Source organism: Kitasatospora sp. NPDC086801, assembly GCF_044745805.1.
Classification (GTDB): Bacteria; Actinomycetota; Actinomycetes; order Streptomycetales; family Streptomycetaceae; genus Kitasatospora.
Window position 1 is genome coordinate 16,562 of the sequence record NZ_JBIVAX010000015.1, and the last position, 26,018, is coordinate 42,579.

Consider the following 26,018-nt stretch of genomic DNA (forward strand, 5'->3'; position numbering starts at 1 on the left):
ACGAACGGATTGACTGGGGGCCATTCGTTCACCGGCCGTACCCAGCCGGCCATTCACGATGAGGATTCCGATGCCAGACGCGCCATCGCACCCTCCGTTCGCCGTCCGGCTCGGCACCGAGCCGCTGCCGCCGCACGACCCGCTGGAGCTCTACACCCGGCTGGGCGACCGGCTCGGCGCGGAGCAGGTGTACCTGCTGGAGAGCCTGACCGAGTCCGGCCGGCAGGGCGGGCCCGCGGTGCTCGGCTGCGGCCCGCTCGCCGAGATCCGGCTGTACGGCTCGTACCTGGAGATCGACGGGATCGCGGAGGTCGCCCCGGCACTGCGGGCGACCGCCGAGGCGGCGGGCCTGACCCCCGCCGCGGACGCCCCCGGGCGGCTGGAGGCCCCCGACCCGGCCCGCGTCTGGGAGTTCCTGCGGCGCGCGCAGGGCCTGTTCGGCCTGGAGCCGGGCCTGCCCGGCGACCGCTTCCACTTCGGCTTCCTGGCCCGGTTCGGCTACGACGCGGCCTGGCACATGGAGGACCTGCCGGCCCGGGCGCTGCCGCCGACCCGCCCGGACGCCGTGCTGACGCTGTTCCGCGACAGCGTGCACTACGGCACCGACGGCGCGCCGGTCCTGCGGACCGCCGACAGCCCGGCCTTCGGCGAGCACGGCCGCCACGACCTCGCGGGCGCGGCCCGGGAGGCGGCCGGGCAGGCGCCGCAGGCCGCGTGCCCGCCGGCCGTCCGCCCGCAGTCCGTGCACGACAGCGTGGACCGCGACACCTTCCACGGCTGGGTCCGGCGCTGCCTGGAGCACATCGGGGTCGGCGACATCTACCAGATCCAGGTCGGCCACCGGATCGACGTCCGCACCGCGCTGACACCCGTCGAGGTCTACCGGCGGCTGCGCTCGCGCAACCCCTCCCCGCACATGTACCTGCTCCCGAACGGCGAGGGCACGCTGATCGGCGCCAGCCCCGAGCTGCTGTTCCGGATCGAGGACGGCCGGATCGTGATGCGCCCGATCGCCGGCACCACCCGTCGCGACCAGGACGAGGAGGAGAACGAGCGGCGGATCAAGGCCCTGCTGGCGAGCACCAAGGAGCAGGCCGAGCACGTCATGCTGGTCGACCTCTCCCGCAACGACATCAGCCGGGTCTGCAAGCCGCACACCCTGACGGCCGACGACCTGATGGTGGTGGAGACCTTCTCGCACGTCTTCCACCTGGTGTCCACGGTCAGCGCCGAGCTGGAGGAGGACGCCGACGTGTGGCGGTCGCTGTGCGCGACCTTCCCGGCCGGCACCATGACCGGCGCGCCGAAGCTGCGCGCCATGGAGATCATCCACGAGATCGAGCGGGAGCCGCGCGGAGCCTACGCCGGCGCCGTCGGCCTGATCGACGTCGGCGGCTGGAGCGAACTGGCCCTGTGCATCCGCACCATCGCGCACGACGGCGCGGTGTACTCCGTGCAGAGCTCCGCGGGGATCGTCGCGGACTCGACCCCCGAGGGCGAGTGGAACGAGACGCTGGCGAAGCTGGGCGCCGCCTACTGGGCGCTGACGGGCGAGGAGTTGACGGCATGAAGGTTCTGCTGGTGGACGCGCGGGACAGCTTCGTCCACATCATCGACCAGTACCTGCGGGCGCTCGGCGCGGACACCGAGGTGGTCCGCTCGCACACCCGCACCCCCGAGCAGCTGGCCGCGACCGCGCCCGACGCGGTCGTGCTCGGCCCCGGCCCCGGGCACCCGGCGGCCTCCGGCCACGTCGAACTCGTCCACCACTTCGCCGGGAAGGTCCCGCTGCTCGGCGTGTGCCTGGGCCACCAGGCGATCGGCCTGGCGTTCGGCGGGCGGGTCCAGGTCGCCGACCGGCTGATGCACGGGCGCACCAGCACCGTGACGCACGACGGGCGCGGCCTGTTCGCCGGCCTCGGCAACAGCCTCACCGCGACCAGGTACCACTCCCTGATCGTCACCCGGCCGCTGCCCGAGGACCTGGAACTCACCGCGACCGCCGACGACGACGGCTACGTCATGGGCATGCGGCACCGCAGCCTGCCCATCGAGTCGGTGCAGTTCCACCCCGAGAGCATCACCACCACCGGCGGCATGCAGCTGCTGGAGAACTTCCTCGCGGTCGGCGCCGGACGCTGACCGCACGCACATCGGAACCGACGAGCGGAAATGGGTGACCAGTGACAGGGAATGGTGAATCGCGCAGCTGGCCGCAGCTGCTCGCGGCGCTGATCGGCGGGACGGACCTGAGCACCGCCGACACCGCCTGGGCGATGGACCGGGTGATGCGCGGCGAGGCGGCACCGGCGCAGCTGGCCGGGTTCCTGGTGGCGCTGCGGGCCAAGGGCGAGACCGCCGAGGAGGTCGACGGGCTGGTCCGGGCCGCGCGCGAGCACACGGTGCGGGTCGACGTGCCGGGGCCGACACTGGACATCGTCGGCACCGGCGGGGACGGCGCGAAGACCGTGAACGTGTCCACCATGGCCGCGATCGTGGCGGCGGCCGCCGGGGCCCGGGTGGTCAAGCACGGCAACCGCTCGGCCTCCTCCGCCTCCGGCTCGGCGGACGTGCTGGAGCGGCTCGGCATCGCGCTGGAACTCTCGGCCGAGGAGGTGGCCCGCTCGGTGCGCGAGGTCGGGATCGGCTTCTGCTTCGCCCCGGCCTTCCACCCGGCCTTCCGCCACGCGGCCGTCGCCCGCAAGGAGTTGGGCGTGCCGACGGCGTTCAACGCGCTGGGGCCGCTGACCAACCCGGCCTCGCCCACGGCCATGGCGGTCGGCGTCGCCGATCCCCGGCTGGGCCCGCTGATCGCCGCCGTGTTCGCCCGCCAGGGCGTGGACGCGCTGGTCTTCCGGGGCGACGACGGCCTCGACGAACTGTCCGTCTCCACCACCTCGACGGTCTGGACGGCGACCACCGGCCGGTTCGTGCAGGAGCGGCTCGACCCGCGCGAGCTCGGGATCGCGACGGCGGCCCCGGACGCGCTGCGCGGCGGCGACGCGGCCCACAACGCGGGCGTGGTGCACGCCGTCCTGGACGGCGAGCAGGGCCCCGTCCGCGACGCCGTCCTGCTGTCCGCGGCGGCCGGCCTGGCGGCGCTGACGCCCTCCGAACGGCCGGTCGTCGAGCGGCTGGCGGCCGTGCTGCCCCGGGCCGCCGAGGCGGTCGACTCGGGCGCGGCGGCCGCCCTGCTGAAGCGCTGGGCGGAGAGCGCGCGGCCGTACGCGGGGCGGCCGGACTGAGTGACCGCCGGGCCGCCGGCACCGGGCGGCGGCACCGGGGCGCGACGCCGACGGGCCGCGCGGACCTCCTCGGGGGGAGGCCCGCGCGGCCCGTCGCGTTCGTGCGCGGTGGTCGTACGGCCCGCGTCCGCCCCGTTCGTCCGCCCCCGGCGTTACGGAGGCGGGCGAAGGGGCGAAGGGGCGGACGGGCAGCGGTCAGGCGCGGGGGCGCAGCTCCAGCGTGCAGCACTTGACGCTGCCGCCGCCCTTGAGCAGCTCGGACAGGTCGACGCCGATCGGCTCGAAGCCGCGCTCCCGCAGCTTGTCGGCGAGGCCGGTGGCCGCCTCCGGCAGGAACACGTGCAGGCCGTCGCTGACCGCGTTGAGGCCGAACACGGCGGCGTCGCCGGCGTCGGCCAGCACCGCGTCCGGGAACAGCCGGCGCAGCACCTCGCGGCTGCCCGCGGAGAAGGCCTCGGGGTTGTACATGATCTCGTCGCCGTCCAGGACGGCCAGCGCGGTGTCCAGGTGGTAGTAGCGCGGGTCGATCAGCTCCAGGCCGATCACCGGGCGCCCGAAGAACTCCTGGGCCTCGGCGTGGCCGGCCGGCGTGCTGCGGAAGCCCCGCCCGGCGAGCACGTACTCGGCGGTGACCAGGAAGTCGCCCTCGCCCTCGTTGACGTGCTCCGGGTCGTGCAGCTCGGGGTGGCCGTTGGCGCGGAACCACTCCAGGTAGGCGGGGCCCTCGGCGGCGCGTTCGGCGTTGCGGAAGCGGGCGCCGAGCACCTTGCCGTCCACCACGGTGGCGCCGTTGGCGGCGTAGACCATGTCGGGCAGGCCCGGGATCGGGTCGATCAGGTCGACCCGGTGGCCGAGCTCCTGGTAGAGCGCGTACAGCCGCTCCCACTGCGCCACGGCGAGCCCGGTGTCGACCGGCTTCGCCGGGTCCATCCACGGGTTGATCGCGTAGGTGACCTCGAAGTGGCTGGGGCGGCACATCAGGTAGTGCCGGGGCCGGGCCGTGCGCTCGGCGGGGCGCGGGGTGACAGCGTTCATCGGTGACTCCTCGTGAGGGCTTCGGACAACGGGCGGTGGCGCTGCGGTCCGGACGGGCGGCAATCGGGTGCCTGCGGGGCTCCGGGGCCGGCTCGCCGGCGGCGCGGCCGGGCGTGGGGGAAACCCAGGCGCGCCGCACTCGTTCCTGCGGGCCGGCCCCGCGCCCGTCCCTGACATGCTGTCAGTTCGCTTGCGGGGGACGGAAGATCCTTAAGCCAGGGTGGAACAGCCCTGATGGACCGGCCGATCGCGCTCAGTCGACGCGGGCGTCCATCGCCTCGGCCAGACTGCGCGGACGCAGGTCGGTCCAGTTCTTCTCGACGTAATCCAGGCAGGCCTGCCGGGATTCCTCGCCGAACACGCTGCGCCAACCGGCGGGCACGTCGACGAAGGCGGGCCAGAGCGCGTGCTGGTTCTCCTCGTTCGCCAGGACCAGGAACGCGCCCTGCTCGTCGTCGAAGGGGTTGGTGCTGCTCATCGGGCCCTCACTTCATGGTTGTGGTCGTGCACGTGGGCAAGGTCGTTCGACTCGTCGGCCAGCTCGCCGTTGAACTCGCCGTTGAGCTCGCCGTTGACCTCGTCGTTGAGCTCGCCGTTGACCTCATCGTTCAACTCGTCACAGAACTCGGTGACCCGCCGCCGGAAGGCGGCCACCACCCGCCGGGCGGTCGGCTCGTCGCAGCCGTCCAGCGCGTGTACCAGGGCGCACTCCAGCCCGCCGGGTGCGCCGTCCGCGGTCCGCCGCTCCACCAGTTGGAGCAGCAGGTCGACGGCGGTGCGGGCCACCGGGACGGGCCGCTCGGCGACGGTCACGGCGTCGGCCCACCGCCCGCCGTCGGCCGGTTCGGCCCGCACCAGATGGGAGACCGCCACCCCGAACAGCGGCTGGCGCCCCGCCCGCCGGGCCGGGTTGACCAGCTCCACCACCCGGTCGAACGGCAGGTCCTGGTGGGCGTGGGCGGCCAGCAGCCGCTCCCGGACCCGCCCGACCAGGGTGCGGGCCGTCGGGGCGCCGGAGGTGTCGACCCGCAGCACCACGGTGTTGACCAGGCAGCCGACCACGCCGTCCAGCACCTCGTCGTCCCGGCCGGCCAGCGGCACCCCGATCGGGAGGTCGTGCCCCGCGCCGAGGTCGCCCAGCGCGGCGGCGAACGCCGCCTGTAGCACCATGCCGGTGCCGGCCGAGCAGGCCCGGGCGGCGGCCGCCAGTCGGCGGTGCTCCCCCGGGTCGAGGGCGAAGCGGACGGTGCCGGCCGCACCCGGCCCGGCGCCCGGGGCGCCGGTGGCGTCCGGCAGGCCCCGCCACGGCGGCAGGGCGGCCAACGCGCCCTTCCAGTAGGCGGCCTGCCGGGCGGCCGGGCTCTCCGGGCGGTCCTCGTCGCCGAGCCGCCGCCGCAGCCACAGGGCGTGGTCGGCGTACTGGACGGCGGGCGACGGCCAGCGCGGCGCCCCACCGGCCGCCCGGGCCCGGTAGGCGGACCGCAGGTCGGCCAGCAGCGGTTCGAGCGCGTGCCCGTCGACCGCCGCGTGGTGCAGCACCAGCAGCAGGGTGTGCCGGTCGGGGCCGCTGCGCAGCAGGGCGGTGCGCAGCGGCGGTTCGGTCAACAGGTCGAAGCCGCGGTCGAGTTCGGCGGCGATCCAGGCGTCCAGCCGCTCCGGCGGGACGTCGAGGAAGCGGGGCGCGGCGGACGGGACGGCGGCGAGGAAGGCCTCGGCAAGGTCGGCGTCGGCGGGCGGGGCGCCGGGCGGGGCGCCGGGCGGGGCGCCGGGCGGGGCATCGGGCGGGGCATCGGCGGGCGCGAGGATGCGCTGCTCGGGGCCGTCCGGGCCGTACGGCAGGACGGTCCGCAGGGCCTCGTGCCGGGCCAGCAGGTCGCCGAGGGCGACCCGCAGCGCGGCGGGGTCGAGCCCGCCGGTGAGGTCGAGGGCCAGGGTGGTGAGGTAGTCCGGGCGGTGCTCGCCCAGGTAGTTGGCCGTCCACAGGCGCAGTTGGGCGGGGGCGAGCGGCAGCCGGTCGGGCCGGGTCGTCCGGTCGCCGAGCGCCGGGGCGCCGCCGCCGGCTCCATCGGTACGGGCGGCGCGGTCGAGCCGGTGGTCCAGCCCGGCCACCGTGGGCGCGTCGAACAGCTCGCCGAGCGGCACGTCGACGCCCAGGGTGGACCGGATCCGCCCGGCGAGGCGCATCGCGGCGATCGAGTTGCCGCCGAGCGCGAAGAAGTCGTCCTCCGGCGCGACCGCCAGCACCCGCAGCACCTCCGCGAACAGCGCCGCCAGGACCTCCCGGCGGGGCGAACGGGTCGGCCCCGGGGCCGACCGCTGCGGCGGGCCCAGGGCGGTCGTGTCGACCTTGCCGTTGGCGTCCAGCGGCAGCGCGTCGACCGGGACGAGCACGGCGGGCACCAGGTGGCGCGGCAGCCGCCCGGCGAGCCGGCGGCGCAGTTCGCCGGCGGCCACCGGCCGGTCGGCGACCACGTACCCGACCAGCGAGCGGCCCGCCGGGCCCGCCCCGTGCGGCACCACCCGGGCGGCGGTGACCTCCGGCTCGGCGCACAGCGCGGCCTCGATCTCCCCCGGCTCGATCCGGAACCCGTTGATCTTCACCTGCCGGTCCGCGCGCCCCAGGAAGTGCAGCCGGCCCTCGGTGTCCCACCGGCCCAGGTCCCCGGTGCGGTACAGCCGGCCGCCCGGCGGGCCGTACGGGTCGGCGACGAAGCGCTCGGCCGTCCGGGCCGGGGCGCCGTGGTAGCCCACGGCCAGGCCCTCGCCGCCCAGGTGGATCTCGCCGGGGACGCCCGGCGGCACCGGGCGCAGCGCGGCGTCCAGCAGCAGCACCCTCGTCCCCGCGAGCGGGCGGCCGATCGGGACGGCCTCGCCCTCACGGACCGGGCCCGCCGGGACTTCGTGGCCCAGGGCGAAGGTCGTGCTCTCCACCGGCCCGTACAGGTCCAGCAGCCGCTGGCCGGGCGCGGCCCGCCGGGCCCGGGCGAGCGCCGCCGGGGGGACGACGTCGCCGCCGGTGCAGATCAGGCGCAGCCGGGCCAGGGCCGCCGGGATCTGCTCGGTCAGCAGGTCGAACAGGCCCGCCGTCAGCCAGGCCGCGGTGGCGCCGCCGCGCTCGACGGCCCGGGCGTAGTCCGCCGGGGTCAGCTCCCCCGGCGGGGCCACCACCACCTGACGACCGGTCAGCAGTGGCATGAGCAGCTCGTACACCATGGCGTCCCAGGCGTGCGGCGAGTGGAACAGCACCCGGTCGTGGTCGGGGCCGTGCCACAGCGGGTCGTCGGCCAGGGCGAGGATGTTGCGGTGGGTGACCGCCACCCCCTTGGGGCGGCCGGTCGAGCCCGAGGTGTACAGCAGCTGGGCGACCTGCCCGGGCAGCACCTCCACGCCGGGGTCGCCCGCGCTCCCGCCCGCCCGCCGGGCCGCCGCCAACAGGTCGGCGTCCAGCAGCAGTTCGGTGCCCGCCTCGTCGGCGAGCGCCCGGAGCCGCTCGGCCGGGAACCCCGGGTGCAGCGGGACGCAGACGGCGCCGAGCTTGGCCAGCGCCAGCATCGCCACCGGCACCTCCGGGCAGCGCGGCAGCCGCACGGCGACCCGGCTGCCGGGCCGCACCCCGAGGCCGGCCAGGTGGTGGGCCAGCCGGTTGGCGTCGGCGTTGAGCGCGCCGTACGTGAGGGTGGTGTCCGTCGTGGTGCCGTCCGAAGTGCCGTCCGAAGTGCCGTCCGAAGTGCCGTCCGTGGCGGTGCCGTCGACGAGTCGCAGGGCGACCCGGTCGGGGTGGTCGGCCGCCAGCCGCTCGAACCGCGCGCCGACCGACACCGGTTCGGCGTCGGCCGCCGGGCCGGTGCCCCAGGCCCGCAGCCCCGCCCGCTGGACGGGCGGCAGCAGATCGACCCGGCCGGTGGTCAGCGCGTCCGCGCCCGGGCCGGCCAGGGCGGTGCAGGCGGCCGTCAGCAAGGTGCGCAGCCGGTCCGCGTCGAGGTGCCGGTCCAACTCGGCGGGGCGCAGCTGAAGCCGCACGTCCAGGCCGCCCTGGCGCGGCAGCACCACCAGCGAGAGCGGGTAGTGGGTGCCGTCGAACGGTTCGACGGCGCCGATCCGCAGGCCCGGCGCGGGCTCGACGAACCCGGCCTCGTCCAGCGGGTAGTTCTCGAACACCAGTGAGCTGTCGAAGAGCCGCCCGGCACCGGCGGCCTTCTCCACCTCGGTGAGGCCCAGGTGCTCGTGGTCCAGCAACGCGGTGCGCTCCCGCTGGAGCCGGGCGGCGAGCTCGCGCACCGACTCGCCCGGGTGCAGCCGGGCCCGGACCGGCACGGTGTTGATCAGCAGGCCCACGAGCCGGTCCGCCTCCGGCAGTTCGGCCGGGCGCTGGGCGACGGTGGTGCCGAACAGGACGTCGTCGCGGCCGGTGAGGTGGGAGAGCACCAGCGCCCACGCCGTCGCCACCAGGGAGCCGAGGGTCACCTCCCACTGCGCGGCGCGCGCCCGCAGCCCGGCGGTGAGCCCGGCGGGCAGGGTGAAGACGCTCGTCGACGGGCCGTCGTCGGCGCCCTCGCCGCCGGCCGGCGCGGGCCGGCCGACCCGGGTGGGCTCGGCCCCGGCGAGGGCGACGCGCCAGGCGCTGCGCGCGGCCGCGTCGTCGCGCCCGGCCAGCCAGTCGAGGTAGCGGCGGTAGGACGGCGCCGGGGGCAGCTCGACGCCCTGGTGCAGCGCGAGCAGCTCGCGCAGCACGATCGGCACCGACCAGCCGTCCAGCAGCAGGTGGTGGTGGGTGAAGACGAGCCGCCACCGGTCGGCGGCCAGCCGCAGCAGGGTGAACCGGATCAGCGGCGGGGTGTCGACCGAGAACGGCCGGCGGTCCTCCGCCACGAGCCGCCGGGCGTCGGCGGACTGCTCCCCCTCCGCCCGCCCGGTGAGGTCCACGGTGCGCCAGGGCAGCGTCACCTCGACCGGCACGACCTGCCGCGGCGGGCCGGACTCGCCGCTGGTGAAGGCCCCGGCGAGCTGCGGATGGCGCACCAGCAGCCGCCGGGCGGCGTCCTGTAGCCGCTCCGGGTCGATCGCGCCGGTGAGGTCGAGGACGAGCTGCACGAGGTACGGGTCGCGGCGGCCGTCGTGGGCGGCGTAGCGGGAGTGGAACAGCAGGCCGGCCTGGAGCGGCGTGGCGGGCAGCAGGACGGCGGCGGACGCGGGGGCCTCGGGGGGCTCGGGGGCGGACGCGGGGGCCTCGGGCTGGGGGTCGGCTGCGGGCCCCCCGGCCCGGGGCGGGCCGACGGACGACAGGGTGGTGAGGGCCTGCTCCCAGCGGGCGGCGAGTTCGGCCACGACGTCGGTGTCGAGGACGCTGGCCGGCCAGGCCCATTCGACCCGCAGCCGTGGGCCGTCCGGGCCGGTCTCCACGAAGGCGTCGACCGAGAGGGTGTGGGCGAGCGGCAGGGTCGGGTCGGCCTCGCCCCGCAGGGTGCCGGGGACCGGCTGCCAGGGGCCGCGTCGGGCGGTGTCGAAGCGGCCCAGGTAGTTGAAGGCGATCGGGGCCGCGCGGTCGGGCAGCGTGCCGGACCGCCGGAGCAGGCCGTACGTCAGGCCCCGGTGGGGGGTGGCCCGCAGACGCTGCCGGGCGGCCGCGACGGCGTGGGCCAAGTCGTCGGCGCAGCCCCCTCCCCTGGTGTCGGGTGCGGCCGGGCCGGTGTCCAGCAGGACGGGGTGGATGACCGTGAACCAGCCCAGCGTCCGGGAGAGGTCGAGGCCGTCGAGGGCGGCGAGTTCCGGGTCACGGCCGTGGCCCTCGACGTCCACCAGGAGCGGGTCGTCGGTGCTGCGGGCGCGCCAGCCGCGCAGGGCGGCGGCGAGGGCGCCGAGGAGGACCTCCGGCACGGCGGCGCCGAGGCGGTCGGGCAGGTCGGTCAGCAGGGCGGCGGTCGGGCCGCCGCCCAGGGTGGTGCGCAGGGTCTCGGCTGCGGCCACGGTGTCCCGGGTGCGGTCCAGCGGCCGGGTGCCGATGGTGCCGGTGCCGGCGGTCAGCAGCTCGTGCCAGTGGGCGCGGTCGGCGGCGACCGCCGGGTCGGCCTCGGCGTCCCGCAGCGCGCGGGCCCAGTCGGCGGCCGTGACGGGGACGGCGGCGAGGTCGGCCGGGTGGCCGGCGGCGGCGGCCCGGTGGGCCCGGGCGAGGTCGTCGAGCAGGATCCGCCAGGAGACGCCGTCGACGGCGAGGTGGTGGATCACCATCAGCAGCAGGCCGCCCCGGGGGCCGTCGAACCAGACCGCCCGCAGCAGTTCGCCCCGGTAGGGGTCGAGGCGGCGGCGGGCGTCGTGCCGCTGTTCCGCGACCAGGGCCAGCAGGGCGGGCCCCGGGTCGCGGCCGGGGGCTGCGGTGAGGCCCTCGCGGGCGAGGTCGATCCGGTGCAGCAGCGGGGCCGCCGGGACGGTCCCGGCGGGCCGGATCTCGAAGGCGAGCGGCTCGCCCGGGGCCCCGGTCAGGCGGGTCCGCAGCGCGTCGTGGTGGTCGACGAGGCCTTGGAGGGCGGTGCGCAGGGTGTGTTCGGTGGCGCCGGGCGGCACCTCGCACAGCAGGGACTGGGCGTAGCCGTGGATCGGTCCGCCGCGGGCCGCCAGCCAGTCCGCGATCGGGGTGGGCGGCAACGCCCCGCCCGGGGGCGCGGGCACCGCCGGCCGGGCGGCCGGTGCGCGGCCGCCGTCCGGAGCGGCGGCCGCGGCGGCGGCGAGGGCGCGCGGGGTCTGGTGGGTGAACACGTCCTTCGGCGTGATCAGCACGCCCGCCGACCGCGCCCGGGTGGCCAGTTGGATCGCCAGGATGCTGTCCCCGCCGAGCCGGAAGAACCCCTCCGACGGCCCGGGCCGCGCCCGGCCGAGGACGCTGCCGAACAGCGTCCGCAGCTGCTCCTCGGCGGGCGAGCCGCCCTCCGCACCGGCGGCGGGCGCGGGGAGCGGGCGGGCGGCAGCGGGGCCGGGGGCGTCGCGGATGCCAAGGGTGTCGAGGGCGTCAAGGGTGTCGAGGGTGTCGAGGGTGTCGAAGGGGGCCGCCGGGTCGGCCAGGGCGGCCGCCAGCAGGCGGCCGAGGCCCTGCGCCAGGCGGTCGGCGGTCCCGGGGCGGAAGTGGCCGGTGCTGTACTCCAGGACGCCGCGCACCGTGCCGTCCGGCTGTTCGGCGAACTCGAAGAGCAGCGGGAACTTGGCCATCACCCGCTCGAATCGGTGCGGTGCGCCGGACAGTCCGGGCAGGGTGAGCGCGGGTTGGCGTCCGCCGTGCAGGGTGATCATCACCTGGAACAGCGGGTGGCGGCCGAGTTCCCGGTCGGGTGCCAGGGCGTCCACGACCCGGTCGAAGGGCGCCCGGTCGTGGGCGAAGGCGGTGAGGTCGGCGTGCCGGGCGCGGTCGACGGCCTCCGCGAAGCCCGGGCGGCCCGAGAGGTCGGTGCGCAGGGCGAGCGGTTGGGCGAAGTAGCCGACCAGGTCGTCCAGGGCGGGGTCGGCGCGACCGGCGCTGACCGTGCCGAGGACGAGGTCGGTGCCCGCGCCGGCGCGGGCGAGCAGGCAGGCGACGGCCGCGTGCAGCACCATGAACAGGGTGGCTCCCCGGTCGGCCGCCAATTCGGTTGCTGCGGCGACCAGTTCGGCGTCCCACTGGAACTCGGCGGCGGCCCCGCGCAGGGCCGCGCCGGGCGCGGGCTCGTGGTCCACCGGCAGCGCGGTGCGCTCCGGCGCGCCGCGCAAGGCCTCGCGCCAGTGCGCCAGTTCGGTGGCCAGCGGGCTGTCGGGCTCGCCGGCCGGGCCGAGCTCCCGACCCTGCCAGAGCGTGAAGTCGGCGTACTGGAGCGGCAGTCGGGGCCAGGCGGGGGCCTGGCCCCGGGCCCGGGCGGCGTAGCCGACGGCGAGGTCGCGGGTCAGCGGGCCCAGCGACTGCTCGTCGGCGGTGATGTGGTGCAGGACGATCAGCAGCAGGTGGGTGCCGGGCCCGGCGGTGAACACCACCAGCCGCCAGGGCAGGCCCTGTTCGAGGTCGAAGGGCCGGTGGACCTCCTCGTGCACCGCCGCGTCCAGGCCGGCGGGGTCCAGGTGCCGGACGGTCAGCGGGAGGGGCGGGTCGTCGAGGATCCGCTGGTACGGCTGCCCGTCGGTGGCCGGGAACACGGTGCGCAGGCTCTCGTGCCGCTGCTGGACGTCGCCGGCGGCGGCCCGTAGCGCGGCCAGGTCGAGCGGCCCGGTCAGCCGGGCGGCGAGCGGGATGTGGTAGGTCGACGCCTGCTCGCCGAGCCGGTGCAGAAACCACAGGCCACGCTGGGCGTGGGAGAGCGGGATGCGCTCCGGCCGGGGGCCGGCCTGCGGGCGCCGCGGGCGTTCCCCGCCGGCCGTCGCCTCACCCCTGCGGGCGGCGCCACGGGCGCCGATCCGGGCGGCCAGGCCGGCCACGGTGGGGGCCGCGAAGACGTCCCGGATGGTCAGTCCGGCGGACTGCTCGGCGGGCAGCTCGGCCCGGGCGCGGACCACCAGCCGGTTCGCCGAGAGGGAGTCGCCGCCGAGGGCGAAGAAGCTCTCGTCCGCGCCGAAGCCCTCGGCCCCGAGGACTTCGCCGAACAGCCGGTGCAGCCGGGTCTCGTGCTCGCCGCTGGGCGCCCGGCCCCGGCCGTCCGCCGTCCCGGTCTCCCGGGCCCGCAGCCGGTGCTCGTCGAGCTTGCCGTTGGCGGTCAGCGGGAAGTCCTCGACGGCGACGAAGGCCGCGGGCACCAGGTGGTCCGGGAGCGACGCGTGGGCGTGGTCGGCGGCCGCGCGGACGGCCTCCTCGGTGCCGAGCAGGTAGGCGGTCAGCTGCCTGCGCCCGGGCTCCCGTTCGGTGGCGAGGACGGCGGCGCCGGAGATGCCGGGCAGCGCGGCGAGCGCGGCCTCGATCTCCCCCGGCTCGATGCGGTAGCCGCGGATCTTCACCTGCCGGTCGGTGCGGCCGAGGTGTTCGAGTTCGCCGTCGGGGCGGCGGCGGGCGCGGTCCCCGCTGCGGTACATCCGGCTGCCGGGCGGGCCGTACGGGTCGGCGGTGAAGCGGCCCGCGGTCAGCGCGGGGCGGCCGAGGTAGCCGAGGGCGAGGCCGGGGCCGGCCACGTACAGCTCGCCGGGCAGGCCGTCGGGCACCGGCCGCAGGGCGGCGTCCAGCAGGTACGCCCGCAGGTCGGGCAGCGGCCGGCCGATGGTGGCGGTGCCCGGGGCCACGGCGGCGGCGTCGAGGTCGCCGGCCGTGACGTGCACGGTGGTCTCGGTGATGCCGTACATGTTGACGAGCCGGGGCGCGTCCTGCGGGTGCCTCAGGTACCAGTCCGCGAGTCGCCAGGGTTCGAGCTGCTCACCGCCGAAGATCACGTACCGCAGGGCGAGCCGGGCGCTCGGGCCGGGGTGGGCGGCGTCGGCGGCGGCCAGCTGGGTGAACGCCGAGGGGGTCTGGTTGAGCACCGTGACGCGCTCGTCGGCGAGCAGGCGCAGGAACTCCTCGGGCGAGCGGGCGGTGTCCCGGGGGACGACGACCAGGCGGCCGCCGTGCAGCAGGGCGCCCCACAGCTCCCAGACCGAGAAGTCGAAGGCGTAGGAGTGGAACAGGGTCCAGGTGTCGTCCGGTCCGAAGCCGAACCGGTCGGCGGTGGTGGCGAGCAGCCGGGTGACGTTGCGGTGGGTGACCAGGACGCCCTTGGGGCGGCCGGTGGAACCGGAGGTGTGGATGACGTAGGCGACGTCGCCCGGGCCGGGGCGCTGCGGCGCCGTCCGGTCGGCGGGCTCGTCCGCGCCGTCGACGGGCAGGGTCTCGACGCCGTCGGGCAGCGCCGCCCGGGCGGAGTCGTCCGTCACCACGAGCCGGGGCGCGGCGTCCTCGATGGTCGCGCGCAGCCGCTCGACCGGGTAGTCCGGATCCAGCGGCAGGTAGCCGGCGCCGGCCTTCTGGACGCCGAGCAGCGCGACCACCAAGTCCGGCGAGCGGGGCAGGGCGACGCCCACCAGGTCGCCGCGGCGCACGCCCCGGGCGGCGAGCCGACGGGCCAACCGGTCGGCGCGCCGGTCGAGTTCGCGATAGGTGAGGACGGTTTCCCCCAGCACCACGGCGGGTGCCTGCGGGCGGGCGGCGGCCTGCCGCTCGAACAGCGAGACCAGGGTGTCGCCGTCCTGACCGGTCCGGGCCGGCCCGGGCGCAGGCGCGGAGGCGGGCGCGGGCGCGGAGGCTGGCGCGGAGGCGGGCGCGGGCAGGGCGACGGCACCGCCGGTGCGCAGCCGGGCGACCGGGAGCCCCTCGGGGGCCTCGGCCAGCGCCGTCACGAGGTCGAGCACCCGGTCCAGGTGGGCCCGGACGGTGTCCTCGGGGTAGTCGCCGACCGCGTCGGCGAACACCGGCAGGGTGGCGCGGCCGTTGTCGTAGACGCCGAGCGCGAAGTCCTCGGGCAGGCCCGGCGAGACCTCGTGCACGGTGGCCGGGATCCCGCCGAACCGCAGGCCCGGGTCGAGCGGCAGCAGGTTCAGGGTGGGGCCGATCAGCGGCCGGTCGCCCCGGGCGGCGGCGGTGTCGCGGAGCAGGTCCTCGAAGCGGTACCGCTGGCGGCGCAGCGCGGCCCGGACCCGGTCCGCCGTGGCCGCCACCAGGCCGCCGACGGTGGCGGCCGGGTCGACGGCGAGCCGCAGCGGGACGACGTTCGCGGTCATGCCGAGGGCCCGCCGGGCCAGCGCGGCGTCCCGGCCCCGGACGCCGAGGCCGATCACCGCCGTGCCCTCGCCGGTGTCGGCGTGCAGCGCGACGGCGAGCGCGGCCGGGAACAGCGCCGTCCAGCCCGCGCCGACGCGCTCGCGGACGCCGGCCCAGCGTTCGGCGGACAGCTCCGTGCGGACGGCGACCGGCGGGCGCGGGCCCGAGCCGGTCGGGGCGCTGCGCCCGCCCGCGAGGCGGGGCGGGTCGCCGAGGCCCGCCAACTCCTCGGCCCAGAAGGCGGCGTCGGTGCGGAACCGGGCGGAGGCGCGGTAGGCGGCGTCGTCGTCCAGCAGGGCCTGGAGCGGGTCGTGCACGCCGGTGGAGGGCGGCTCGCCCGCGTGCAGCGCCGTGTACTCGGCCGCCACCCGGCGCATCAGCCCGGCCGCGCCCACCCCGTCGCACAGGATGTGGTGCATCCGGAGGTACCACAGGTACTCCGCCTCGCCGGTCCGCAGGAGGAAGTGGTCGAAGGGCGGGCGGGCGGTCAGGTCATAGGGGTGGGCGAGTTCGGCGGCGATGAACGCGCGGGCGGCGGCGGCCGGGTCCTCGTGGCGGCGCAGGTCCTGCCGGTGCAGCGGCCAGTCGGCGGCGTCCTCGATGATCTGGACGGCGCCGTCGGCGGTCGGCTCGAAGCGCACCCGCATGCTCTCGCTGCCGGCCACCACGCCCCGCAGCGCGCGTTCGAACAGCTCCTCGTCGATCGCGCCGTGGAACCGGACGTACTGACTGGCGGTGAACCGCCGCCGGGTCGGGTCGGCCTCGTGGCCGAACCAGATTCCCGACTGCGGGGCCGTGAGCGGCCACCGTCGGGCGGGCGTGACGGGCGTGGCGGGCATGGCGGACATCCGGTTCAGCTCCTCTCCGGCTCGTGCGGCTCGTGCGGCTGGTGCGGCCCCTGCGGACCCTGTGGCCCGGCCGGGTCGCCGAGCCGGTCGAGCAGCGCCGGGGCGAGGTCGACGAGGGCGGCCGGGCCGCCGAGGTCCTGGTGGCCGTGGTCGGTCCGGTGCCGCAGCAGCCGGCCACCGGCCAGGTAGGGCCGCCAGGTCTCCGGGTCCTGGACGGGCCCGCTGGTCTCGGGGACGGCCTCGATGAGGAGCAGGTCGCCGCGGTACCCGCCGGGGCGGAAGGCCCGGCCGAGCCGGACGTTGTTGTCGTAGACCTCGGCGAGCGCGGTCAGGTGGTGTTCGGAGAAGACGGAGAGCGGCGAGTCGGAGTCCTTGGCGAGGGCGAGGAACTCCTCGGCGGTCGGCGCGGGCGCGTCGGCGGGGCGGTCGACGCCGGTCAGCCGCAGCAGGGCGTTGCGGACATGGCCCTGCTCGGCGAGCACCTCGGACTCCGAGCGGGCGGGCAGGTCGGCGAGCACGTAGCTGTCGAGCATCGCGAGCAGGCCCACCTCGGCGCCCTGCTCCTGCAACCGGGCGGCCACGGCGTAGGCGACCAGGCCGCCGAACGACCAGCCGAGCAGGTGGTAGGGCCCGTCGGGCTGGACGGCGCGGATCTCCCGCACGCAGTCCTCGGCCACCTCCTCCAGGCTGGCCGGCAGCGGCCCCCGGCCGTCGAGGCCGCGGGACTGCAGGACGTAGAGCGGCCGGTCGCCGAGCGGCCCCAGCAGCGCCGCGTACGTCCAGCCGATCCCGGCGGCCGGGTGCACGCAGAACAGCGGCGCCCCGGTGCCGGTCGAGCGCAGCGGCAGCAGGGTGGCCAGCATGGGCTCCAGGCCGTCGGCGGGCAGGGCGGGCTCGGCGGCGTCGGCGGTGGCGTCGGCGGTGGCGTCGGCGGGGAGCGGGGTGCAGGCGGGCCCGGCGGCCGGGGGCCAGGGGTCGAGCAGGTCGAGGGCGCCGACGGTGGTGTCCGGCTCGGCGACGAGGGTGTCGAGCAGCCCCAGCAACCGGGCGAGCAGGGCGTCGGCGGCCTCGGCGTCGACGGCGTCCTCGCGGTGCAGGATGTCGAGTTCCAGTCCGCCGCCGTCCCTCGGGATGGCCATCAGCGACAGCGGGTAGTGCGCGGCCGTCTCGCTGCCCGAGGCGGTGATCCGCACCCCCGGGAGCGCGTCGCCCTGGTCCCCGGACTGCGGGAAGTTCTCGTACACCATGACGGTGTCGAAGAGTTCGCCGAGGCCGGTCGCCCGCTGGATCGCGGGGATTCCCAGGTGCTGATGGGCGATCATCCGGGCCTGTTCGCGCTGGACCCGGGTCAGCAGCCCGGCCAGGGACTCGTCCGGCCGCAGGGTGACCCGCAGCGGCAGGGTGTTGATCAGGAACCCCATGACGGACTCGGAGCCCGGCAGCTCCGGCGAGCGGCCGGAGACGATGATCCCGAACACGGTGTCGGGGCGGCCGGTCCGCTCGGCCAGCAGCAGCGCCCAGGCGGCCTGGAGCACGGTGTTGAGCGTGATGCCCAGCCCCGCGGCGAGGGCGCCGAGGCGTTCGGTGCGCGCCTCGCCCAGGAGCCGGTAGCGGCGGCCCGGCCACCCGGCGGCGGGCGGCAGCCCGGGCGGCGTCACCAGGGTGGGTTCGATCGGCGCGGCCAGGGCCTCGCGCCACGCCCGGCGGGCGGCCTCGTGGTCCCGGCCGGCCAGCCAGGCCAGGTGGTCGCGGAGCGGCACCGGTTCGGGCAGCCCGGCCGGGTCGCGGTACAGGGCGAACAGCTCCGGCAGGAGGAGCTGGTTGGACCAGCCGTCGATCAGCGTGTGGTGGGCGACCACCTCCAGCCGGTACCGCTGCGCTCCCAGGCCCTCTCCGGGGCCCAGCCGCAGCAGGGTGAAGCGGATCAGCGGCGGGTCGGCCGGGTCGAACCGGGTGGTCCTGGCCTCGGCGGCCAACCGCTCGGTCTCCGCCTCCTGTTCGGCCGCCGTGAGACCGCTGAGGTCCAGCTCCGTGAACGGCGGCAGGCGGTCCGGGACGACCTGGACGGGCCGGCCGTCGGGGAGGCGGACGAACCCGGCCGCCAGGTTCGGGTGGCGGCGGCAGAGCGCCTCGACGGCGCGGCGCAGCGCCACCGGGTCGAGCCGCCCGTCGAAGAGCATCCACAGCCGCATCACGTAGGCCCCGCCGCCGCCCTGGCTGTGCTGGGTGGGGAAGAGCAGCCGCTCCTGGAGCGGTGTCAGCGGCAGCACGTCCCGGTGGCCCGGGAACCGGGCCTGCAACCAGGCGCGTTCGGCGGCGTCCAGCGGGAGCAGTTCGCCGTCGGCGGGCCGGGCGGCGCCCTGGTCGGCGGGGTCGAGCGCGGTGGCGACGGCCGCGAGTCCGGCCGGGGTCAGGTGTGCGAACACGTCCTCCGGGGCGAGCGCCAGCCCGGCCCGGCGGGCCCGGCGGAGCAGCTTGATGGAGCGGATGCTGTCGCCGCCGAGGGCGAAGAAGCTGTCGTCCGGGCCGACTTCGGGCAGGCCGAGGACGCCGGCGAAGAGCTCGCGCAGCACCTCGGTGGGGCTGGCGGCCGGGGCGGCGGGGGGCTCGGGCGTGGTCCCCGCCGCGGCGCCGGCGGCCAGGGCGGCGAGCGCGCTCCGGTCGGTCTTGCCGTTGGCGTTGGTCGGAAGGTCGTCGAGGAAGACCAGGGCGGCCGGGACGACCGGTGCGGGCAGCACCTCGCGCAGCGCCGCCCGGACGGCCTCGGGATCGGCCGGGCGGCCCTCGGCGGCGACCAGGAAGGCCGTCGTGCGGCGGTCGCCCTCGCCGTCGTCGGTGGCGACCACCACGGCCCGCCGGACGCCGTCCAGGGCGGTCAACCGGGCCTCGATCTCGCCGAGTTCGATCCGGTGGCCGCGGACCTTCACCTGGTGGTCGGTGCGGCCGGCGTACTCCAGCTCCCCGGCGGCGGTCCAGCGGGCGAGGTCCCCGGTGCGGTACATCCGGGCACCGGGCGGGCCGAACGGGTCGGGCAGGAAGCGCTCGGCGGTGGCCCCGGGCCGGTGGGCGTAGCCCCGGGCCAGGTAGTCGCCGGCCAGGTAGAGCTCGCCGGTGACGCCGACCGGCGCGGGCCGCAGGGCCGGGTCGAGGACGTGGGCGCGCACGTTGCCGATCGGCACGCCGATCGACGGCTCGCCGTCCGCACCGGGCGGGCACGCCCCGACCGTGGCGTACACGATGGCCTCGGTCGGGCCGTAGAGATTGAGCACCCGGGCGTCCGGGTTGCGGGCGTGCACCTGGCGGACCAGCGCGGCGGGCAGCGGCTCGCCGCAGAACACGTAGGTCGTCGCCCGCTCGCGCACCCACTCCGCCCGGGCGACCTGCTGGTACACCGACGGCACGGTGTTGACCAGGCTGCCGGACCAGTCCGGGCGTTCCAGCAGCGTGAGCAGGTTGTCCACCAGGTCGACGCTGCCGCCGACGAACAGCGGCACCAGGAGCTCGAAGACCGACAGGTCGAAGGAGAGCGAGGTGGAGCCGAGCACCCGGGAGAGGGCCTCGGGGCCGAGGTCGGCCGCCGCCCACGCGGCGAGGTTGGCCACGGCCCGGTGGGTGACCACCACGCCCTTCGGCGTCCCGGTGGAGCCGGAGGTGTGGATGACGTACGCCGCGTTGCCGGGCAGCGGGCGGGTCGGCGGCGCCTCGGCGGGCACGGGCCCGGGCCCGGCCGGTACGGCGGGTGCGGCCGGCGCGGCGGGTACGGCCGGTACGGCGGTCTCGGCCGGCGCGGCGGGTACGGCGGTCTCGGCCGGCACGGCGGTCACATTCGGTGCTGCCGCCTCGTCCAGCAGGACGACGGACGGGCCGTCGGCGGTCGGCTCGGGCAGCACGGCGGCCAGCTGCGCCGCAGTCAGGACCACTCGGGGGCGGGCGTCCGCCAGCACGAACGCCACCCGGCCGCGAGGGTGGCCCGGGTCGACCGGGAGGTAGGCGGCGCCGGCCTTCAGCACGCCCAGCACCGCCGCGACCAGGGCGGGGGTGCGGGGCAGCAGCACCGCGACGACGTCCTCGCGGCCGACGCCGAGGCCGGCGAGCATCCGGGCGATCCGCTCGGAACGCCCGTCCAGTTCGGTGTAGTCCAGCACCTCGCCCCCGCCGCGCACCGCGACGGCGGACGGGGTCCGCGCCAACTGGGCGGCGAACGCGGCGGGCACGGTGGTCTCGGGCACCGCGTGTTCGGTGGCGTTGGCCTTCCGCAGCAGGGCGAGCTCGTCCTCCCCGGCGAGGTCGAAGGAGTGGACCGGCTCGTCGGGCCGGGCCGCCAGCCGCGCCAGCAACCGGACCAGCCGGCGGTGGGCCGCCGGGTCGGCGCCGTGGCCGCCGGCGGCGACCCGCCACGCCCCGTCCGGGTCCGCCGGCCCGGGGGTGGGGTCGGCGCGCAGGAGCAGGCCGGGCAGCGGCTCGCCCCAGGCGCGGGCCAGGACGGCGACCGTCCCGGGGCCGTACACCACCCGCTCGGCGCTGTCGGCGATCCCGGTGACCAGGCCGTACCCGGAGGACGGGCCCCAGGGCAGGTCGACGTCCGGCCGGTGGCCGTGGCGGCGGGCCGCGCGCAGTGCGCGGCCCGCCTGCCGGAGGACGTCGGTGAAGCTGAGCCCGGGGGCCGGGGCGAGGCGCACCGGGACGACCAGGCCGCGGCCGACCGGGCCGGGCGCCGGCGTCCAGTGGCCGAGCAGCAGTTCCCGCGCGCCGGTCAGCCGGTGCGCGTGGACGGCGGCGGCGGCGAGCAGCACCGCGGCGGGGCCCGCGCCGCCGGCCCGGGCGGCCCGGGCCAGCGCGGCCGGGTCGGCCACCGGCAGCCAGGGCAGGTCGGCAGGCGGCGCGGCGGCCCCGGCCGGGCGGGCGGCGGCGGGCTCGGGGCCGGTGTGACCCAGGACCTCCCGCCAGTACGCCCGGTCGGCGGGCCGGTCGGTGTCCGGGTCCGGCGCGGGTGCCTGGGCGGGGGCCTGCGCCGGGGCCGTCTCGCCGTCCTCGGCGTACAGCTCGCCGGCCCGGCGGACGAGTGCGGCCAGCCCGGCGTCGTCGTCGACCAGCCGGTGGTGGCGCAGGAACCAGCTGAGCCCGCCGTCGGGTCGGCGGATCAGCACGTGGCGCAGCAGGGGCCCGCCGAGCAGGTCCAGCGGGCGGACGAGCTCGGCGGCGAGCCAGCCGTCCAGTTCCTCCGGGTCGAGGTCGATCACCGCGACGGCGGGCGGCTGGGCCGGGTCCGCCGGACGGAGCAGACCGGCGCCGCCCCCGGTGGCCGCGCGGTAGCCGGTGTGCAGGTCCGGGCGTTCGGCCAGGGCCCGGGCCACGGCGCGGCGCAGCCGGTCCAGCCCGACCGGGCCCTCGAAGCGGACCAGGCGCGCCACGCAGTCGGCGGGCAGGGACGGGGTGTCCCGCAGGACGGCTCGCCGGGCGGCGTCGAGCGGGGTGGCGGTGGAGCTGCTCACAGGGCCCTCACGGTGTCGTCGTCGGGGTGCGGGGTCGCGGCCTCGGGCGCGTCGCCGTGGTCGGCGTGGTCGGCGTGGTCAGCGTGGTCCGCGCAGTCGGCGTGGTCCGCGCAGTCGGCCTGGTCCGCGCAGTCGGCGTAGTCGGCCGCCACGTCGTGGACCGGGCGGTCGGGCTCGGCGAGCAGGCCGCGCAGCAGCTCGCGCAGGCCGGTGGCGAAGCCGGCCGCGGTCGGCGGGTCGAAGAGTTCGGGGGCGTAGTGCACGGTCAGCGCCGTGGGGGCGGCGCCGCTCTCCGCCCGCCACCCCAGGTCGAGTTCGGCCCCGCGCGGGCCGACGCCGTTGCCACCGCCACCGCCACCGCCGTCGCCCCGGGAGCGGACCGGGGGCTCGGCTCCGGGGCCGGGCGTCCCGCCGGGGGTGGTCCGTCCGAGCAGGTCGGCGAAGGCGGGTTCGTCGGCGAGGTCGGCCCGGAGCAGGGCGCCGCCGGGCAGGCCGACCGCCACCTCGTCCTGGCCGGAGATCCACGAGAGCAGCACCAGCCAGCCGGCCCGCAGCACCCGGTCGGGGTGCGGGCCGGACCGGGCGATCGCGCCGCGCAGCGACTCGTCGACCGGGACGGTGACGCTGCGCTCGGTGTAGTCGGGGCGGCCCGGGCGGGGGCGGTCGGTGGGGACGTCGAGCCGGACGGGCCAGGGCGGGCCGGCCGCCGACACCTCGGCGGGGGCGGCCGGGACGGCGTCGGCGGAGACGAGAGCCGCGTCGGCGGAGACGGCCGCCGACGCCCCGGCCCACAGTCGGGAGATCGGCACCTCGCCATCGGCGGCGGCGAGTTCACGGAGCAGCGCCGTGTACTCCTCGACGAACGCGGCCGCCGTCTCGCTCGTGAACAGCCGGGTGCTGAACTCCAGGCAGGCCGTCATGGCGTCGTCGCCGACCCGGTCGGAGGTGATCAGGGTGAGGTCGAACTTGGCGGTGCCCGCCGGCAGGCCGCCGAACAGGTTGCCGGTGCTGTGGCCGATGTCGAAGTACCCGGTCGAGGTGCCCTCGATCTGCTGGATCGGCGGCAGCTCCTGGTGCACGTAGAACACGTCGAACAGCGGGCTCCGGCCCGGATCGCGCTCGTCCGTCAGGGCCTGGACGACCCGGTCGAAGGGAATCTCCTGGTGCTCCAGGGCCTCCAGCACCACGGCGCGCACCCGGTGCAGGAATCCGGTCACCGACGGGGCGCCGGACAGGTCGGCGCGCAGCGCCACGGTGCTGTTGAAGAAGCCGATCAGGCCTTCCAGTTCGGGCCGGTTGCGTCCGGTGGTCGGGATGCCGACGACCAGGTCGTCCTGCTCGCTGCGGCGGGCCAGCAGGAGGTAGAGGCCGGCGAGCAGGACCACGAAGAGGGTGACCGAGCGGTCGGCCGCGAGCCGCCGCAGCTCGCGCATCAGGGCGGCGTCCACGGTGAACACCGCGAGGTCGCCGGCGTAGTCCTTGCGGGCCGGGCGTGGGTGGTCGGTGGGCAGCCGCAGCACCGGCGCGTCCCGCAGGGTCTCGCACCAGTAGGCGAGTTCGCGGTCCAGGGCCGGGCCGGCCACCAGTTCGCGCTGCCAGGCCGCGTAGTCGGCGAACTGGACCGGCAGCGGTGCGAGCCGGTGCGGGCGGCCCTCGCGGCGGGCGGCGTACAGCTCGGGCAGCTCGCGTTCGAAGATCCGCGGTGAGGCGCCGTCGTTGACGGCGTGGTGCATGGTCACCTGGAGCACATGCTCCTCGGGGGCCGTCCGGACCACGAGCACCCGCACCAGGGGGTCGTGGGCGAGGTCGAAGCGGTGCTCGGCGGCCTGCCGGACGAGTTCGCGGGCGGCGGCGAGCGGGTCCGGATCCGCGGAGACGTCATGGAAGGTGAAGAAGTCGCCGGGCTCCGGGCGGATGCGCAGCACCGGCTCGTCGTCCTCCTCGGCGAAGTTGGAGCGCAGCACCGCGTGGCGCAGCATCAGGTCGTGCCACATGCCGCGGACGGCGTCGACGTCGAGCGGGCCGCTGATCAGGCTGACCATCGGGAGGTTGTAGAGCGTGGTGCCGGGGTCGAGCTGGTGGTGGAACCAGATCCGGTCCTGGCCGAAGGAGGTGACCGGGGGCGTGTCGCGCGGGGTGATCGGCGGCAGGGCGGGGGCCGCGGGGGCGCCGGCCCGGCGGCGGATGAGGTCGGCGAACGCGCCGACGGCGGGGTGTTCGTAGACATCGAGCAGCCGGGGGCGGAAGCCGAAGCGGGTCTGGATCCGGTCGGCGAGCTGGAGGGCGATGATCGAGTTGCCGCCGAGTTCGAAGTAGTCGGCCTCCGGGCCGGGCGGCTGCTCGCTGTGCAGGAGTTCTCCCAGGACTGCGGCGAGCCAGCGTTCGGGGTCCTCGACGGGGCCGGCCCCGGGGCGCTCGGCGGCGGGCGCCACGGACGCGGCGGGGGCGGCGGGGGCGGCGGGGGCGGCAAGGGTGACGGGGGCCACCGGTGCGGGCCGGATCCAGCAGGGGGTGGCGGCCAGCGGGTGTCCGGGCAGGCGCAGCCGGCGGGCGGTGCCGGGCTCGGGGCCGAGCGCCGGCCAGTCCAGGTCCAGGCCGCATTCGTACAGCCGGCCGAGCAGTGCGGCGAAGCCTCCGTCGTCGGCGGCGGCCGCCGTGACCAGCCGGGCGCCGTCCTGCCCGTCCGGGCCGAACCGCTCGGCGAGCAGCCGCCCGAGGGTGCCGCCGGGGCCGGGGTCGAGGAACACCACCGGTCCGGCGGCGGCGAGCCGTTCGGCCGCCGCGACGAGCCGGTCCCGGTCGGGCGGCGCGGCCTCGGCCCCGGCGGCGGCGAGTTCGCGGGTGTCCTCGGCGGTGAGGGTGCCGAGCAGGTACCGGGCGGCGTACCGGGAGACGCCGCTGCTCAGCACGGTCTCGACGGGCACGCCGCAGCGCGACAGCTCGCGGTGGAGGGCCAGTTGGCCCGCGAGCAGCCGGGCCGCCGGGCCGGTGGCGGGCAGCGCGTCGGGCAGCTCCGCCGGGGCCTGTCCGGGGGCGTCCGGGGCGGCGTCCGGGGAGAGCAGCAGGCAGACGGCGGGCGGCCTGATCCGGCCGCCGCGCGGGGCGCCGCCGGCCGGTGCCGAGGCGCCGAGCCGGGCCGCCCGTTCGAGCAGGGCCCGGCCGAGTCCGGCGGTGTCGCGGGCCCACACCGCGACCCGGTGTCCGTGGTGGGTGCGCCCGGAGTTGAGGGTGAGGGCGACGTCGTCGAGGTCGGCGTCCGAGGCCGCCGGGCCGCTCAGCGCGGTGCCGAGGTCGGCGCAGAGCCGGGCGAGCGCGGTGCGGCTGCGCGCGGAGACGCCGACGAGCCGGGGGGTGCCCGGCCGGTCGGCGCGCGGGGGCACGGGCGGCCGCTGGACCACGCAGTGGGCGTTGATGCCGCCGAGGCTGTACGAGCTGACGCCGGCGATCCGCTCCTCGCCCTCCCAGGGGCGCAGCGCGGTGACGACCTCGACGGGTTCGAGCGCGGCCTCGTCGACGGGTCGGCGGAAGTGCAGGGACGGGTACAGCTCGCCGTGGCCGACCGCGAGGACGGCCTTGACCAGGCCGGCGATCCCGGCCGCGTGGTCGAGGTGGCCGACGTTGGTCTTCACCGAGCCGATCGGCAGCCGCCGGCCCCGCGCCCCGAACCCGCGCGCCCCGAACACCTGGGCCAGGCCCTCCAGTTCGACGGCATCGCCGAGCCGGGTGCCGGAGCCGTGCGCCTCCAGGTAGCCGGCCAGGGCGGGGTCGAGTCCGGCGGCGCGCCAGGCCGCGCCGATGACCGCCGCGTGCGCGGGCGCGCTCGGGGTGCTGATGGTGGCGGCCGCGCGGCCGTTGTGCCGGACGGCGCTGCCGCGGATGACCGCATGGACGGGCGCGCCGTCGGCGCGGGCCCGGCCGAGGGTGGTGAGCAGCAGGACGGCGCCGCCCTCGCCGCTGGCGGTGCCGTCGGCGTCGGCGTCGAAGGCCCGGCAGCGTCCGCTCGGGGAGACGAGTTCGGTCATGCCTTCGGTCTGCCGGGCGGGCAGGCCGCCGGGGCGCAGGCTGAAGCCGCCGGCGAGCGCGTACTCGGCCTCGCCGTCGCGCAGTTCGCGGCAGGCCTGGTGGACGGCGACGAGCGAGCCGTTGCAGCCGGTGTCGACGGCGTAGCAGGGGCCTTCGAAGCCGAGCACGTGGGCGATCCGGGCGGGCAGCGCGAAGGGCACGTTGCCGAGGGCGCTGAGCGGGCCGGGTTCGGTGGCGGCGCCGAGGTAGCCGGAGGCGGCGGCGCTGAGCACGACGGCGACCTGGCGTCCGCGCAGGGCGCTCGTGGCGTAGCCGGCGTCCTCGACGGCCCGGTGGGCGAGGACCAGCGCGATCCGCTGCTGGGGGTCCATCAGGGCGGCCTCGCGCCGGGAGAGGCCGAAGAAGGCGTGGTCGAAGGTGTGGACGTCGGCGAGATGGCCCATCGGCAGGTAGCCCGCGTCCGGGTCGAGTCCGGTGGCGGCGGCCCGGGCCGCGGGCATGTCCCCGACGGAGTCCCGGCCGGCGGCGAGGTTGGCCCGGAAGGACGCCAGGTCGTCGGCGTCGGGGAAGCGGGCACCGATGCCGACGACGGCGATGTCGGTGTCGGCGGGGGCCGTCGCGGGGGTCCTGATCACTGCTGCTCTCT

The 26,018-nt window shown here is 77.3% G+C and carries 8 protein-coding genes; 3 read left to right on the forward strand and 5 right to left on the reverse strand.

What is annotated here, in order from left to right; translation table 11 throughout:
• The first annotated feature begins 70 nt into the window (after positions 1-70).
• From ACIPLC_RS18300 to trpD, 3 genes are read left to right on the forward strand one after another with little or no spacing between them, the layout of a single operon-like run.
• The gene (locus tag ACIPLC_RS18300) at positions 71-1,570 is read left to right on the forward strand and encodes an anthranilate synthase component I family protein (protein WP_400474015.1); all 1,500 of its coding nucleotides are present in this window, start codon (positions 71-73) and stop codon (positions 1,568-1,570) included.
• Positions 1,567-2,142, forward strand: coding sequence for an anthranilate synthase component II (locus ACIPLC_RS18305; RefSeq protein ID WP_400474016.1), 576 nt, complete (start codon positions 1,567-1,569; stop codon positions 2,140-2,142). The genes ACIPLC_RS18300 and ACIPLC_RS18305 overlap by 4 nt, the downstream gene beginning before the upstream one ends.
• A gap of 41 nt (positions 2,143-2,183) precedes the next feature.
• Positions 2,184-3,245: an anthranilate phosphoribosyltransferase gene (trpD, locus tag ACIPLC_RS18310; RefSeq protein WP_400474017.1), complete on the forward strand. Its 1,062-nt coding sequence runs from the start codon at positions 2,184-2,186 to the stop codon at positions 3,243-3,245.
• Between the two features lie 195 nt (positions 3,246-3,440).
• Here the strand turns inward: trpD and ddaH are convergent, their stop codons facing one another.
• The 5 genes from ddaH to ACIPLC_RS18335 all read right to left on the reverse strand — a co-directional run bounded on the left by ddaH (position 3,441) and on the right by ACIPLC_RS18335 (position 26,007).
• Positions 3,441-4,280 (reverse strand): dimethylargininase, encoded by an 840-nt coding sequence (gene ddaH, locus ACIPLC_RS18315; protein ID WP_400474018.1) that lies wholly within the window; start codon positions 4,278-4,280, stop codon positions 3,441-3,443.
• Positions 4,281-4,533: 253 nt separating this feature from the next.
• Complete coding sequence (locus ACIPLC_RS18320; protein WP_063349723.1) at positions 4,534-4,758, reverse strand: MbtH family protein; 225 nt, start codon at positions 4,756-4,758, stop codon at positions 4,534-4,536.
• Positions 4,755-15,857: an amino acid adenylation domain-containing protein gene (locus ACIPLC_RS18325; RefSeq protein ID WP_400474019.1), complete on the reverse strand. Its 11,103-nt coding sequence runs from the start codon at positions 15,855-15,857 to the stop codon at positions 4,755-4,757. Before ACIPLC_RS18325 ends, ACIPLC_RS18320 begins: the two co-directional genes overlap by 4 nt.
• A 5-nt stretch (positions 15,858-15,862) precedes the next feature.
• Positions 15,863-21,349, reverse strand: a complete 5,487-nt coding sequence (locus ACIPLC_RS18330) for an amino acid adenylation domain-containing protein (RefSeq protein WP_400474020.1) — start codon at positions 21,347-21,349, stop codon at positions 15,863-15,865.
• Positions 21,346-26,007: a condensation domain-containing protein gene (locus tag ACIPLC_RS18335; protein ID WP_400474021.1), complete on the reverse strand. Its 4,662-nt coding sequence runs from the start codon at positions 26,005-26,007 to the stop codon at positions 21,346-21,348. Before ACIPLC_RS18335 ends, ACIPLC_RS18330 begins: the two co-directional genes overlap by 4 nt.
• Positions 26,008-26,018: the final 11 nt, after the last annotated feature.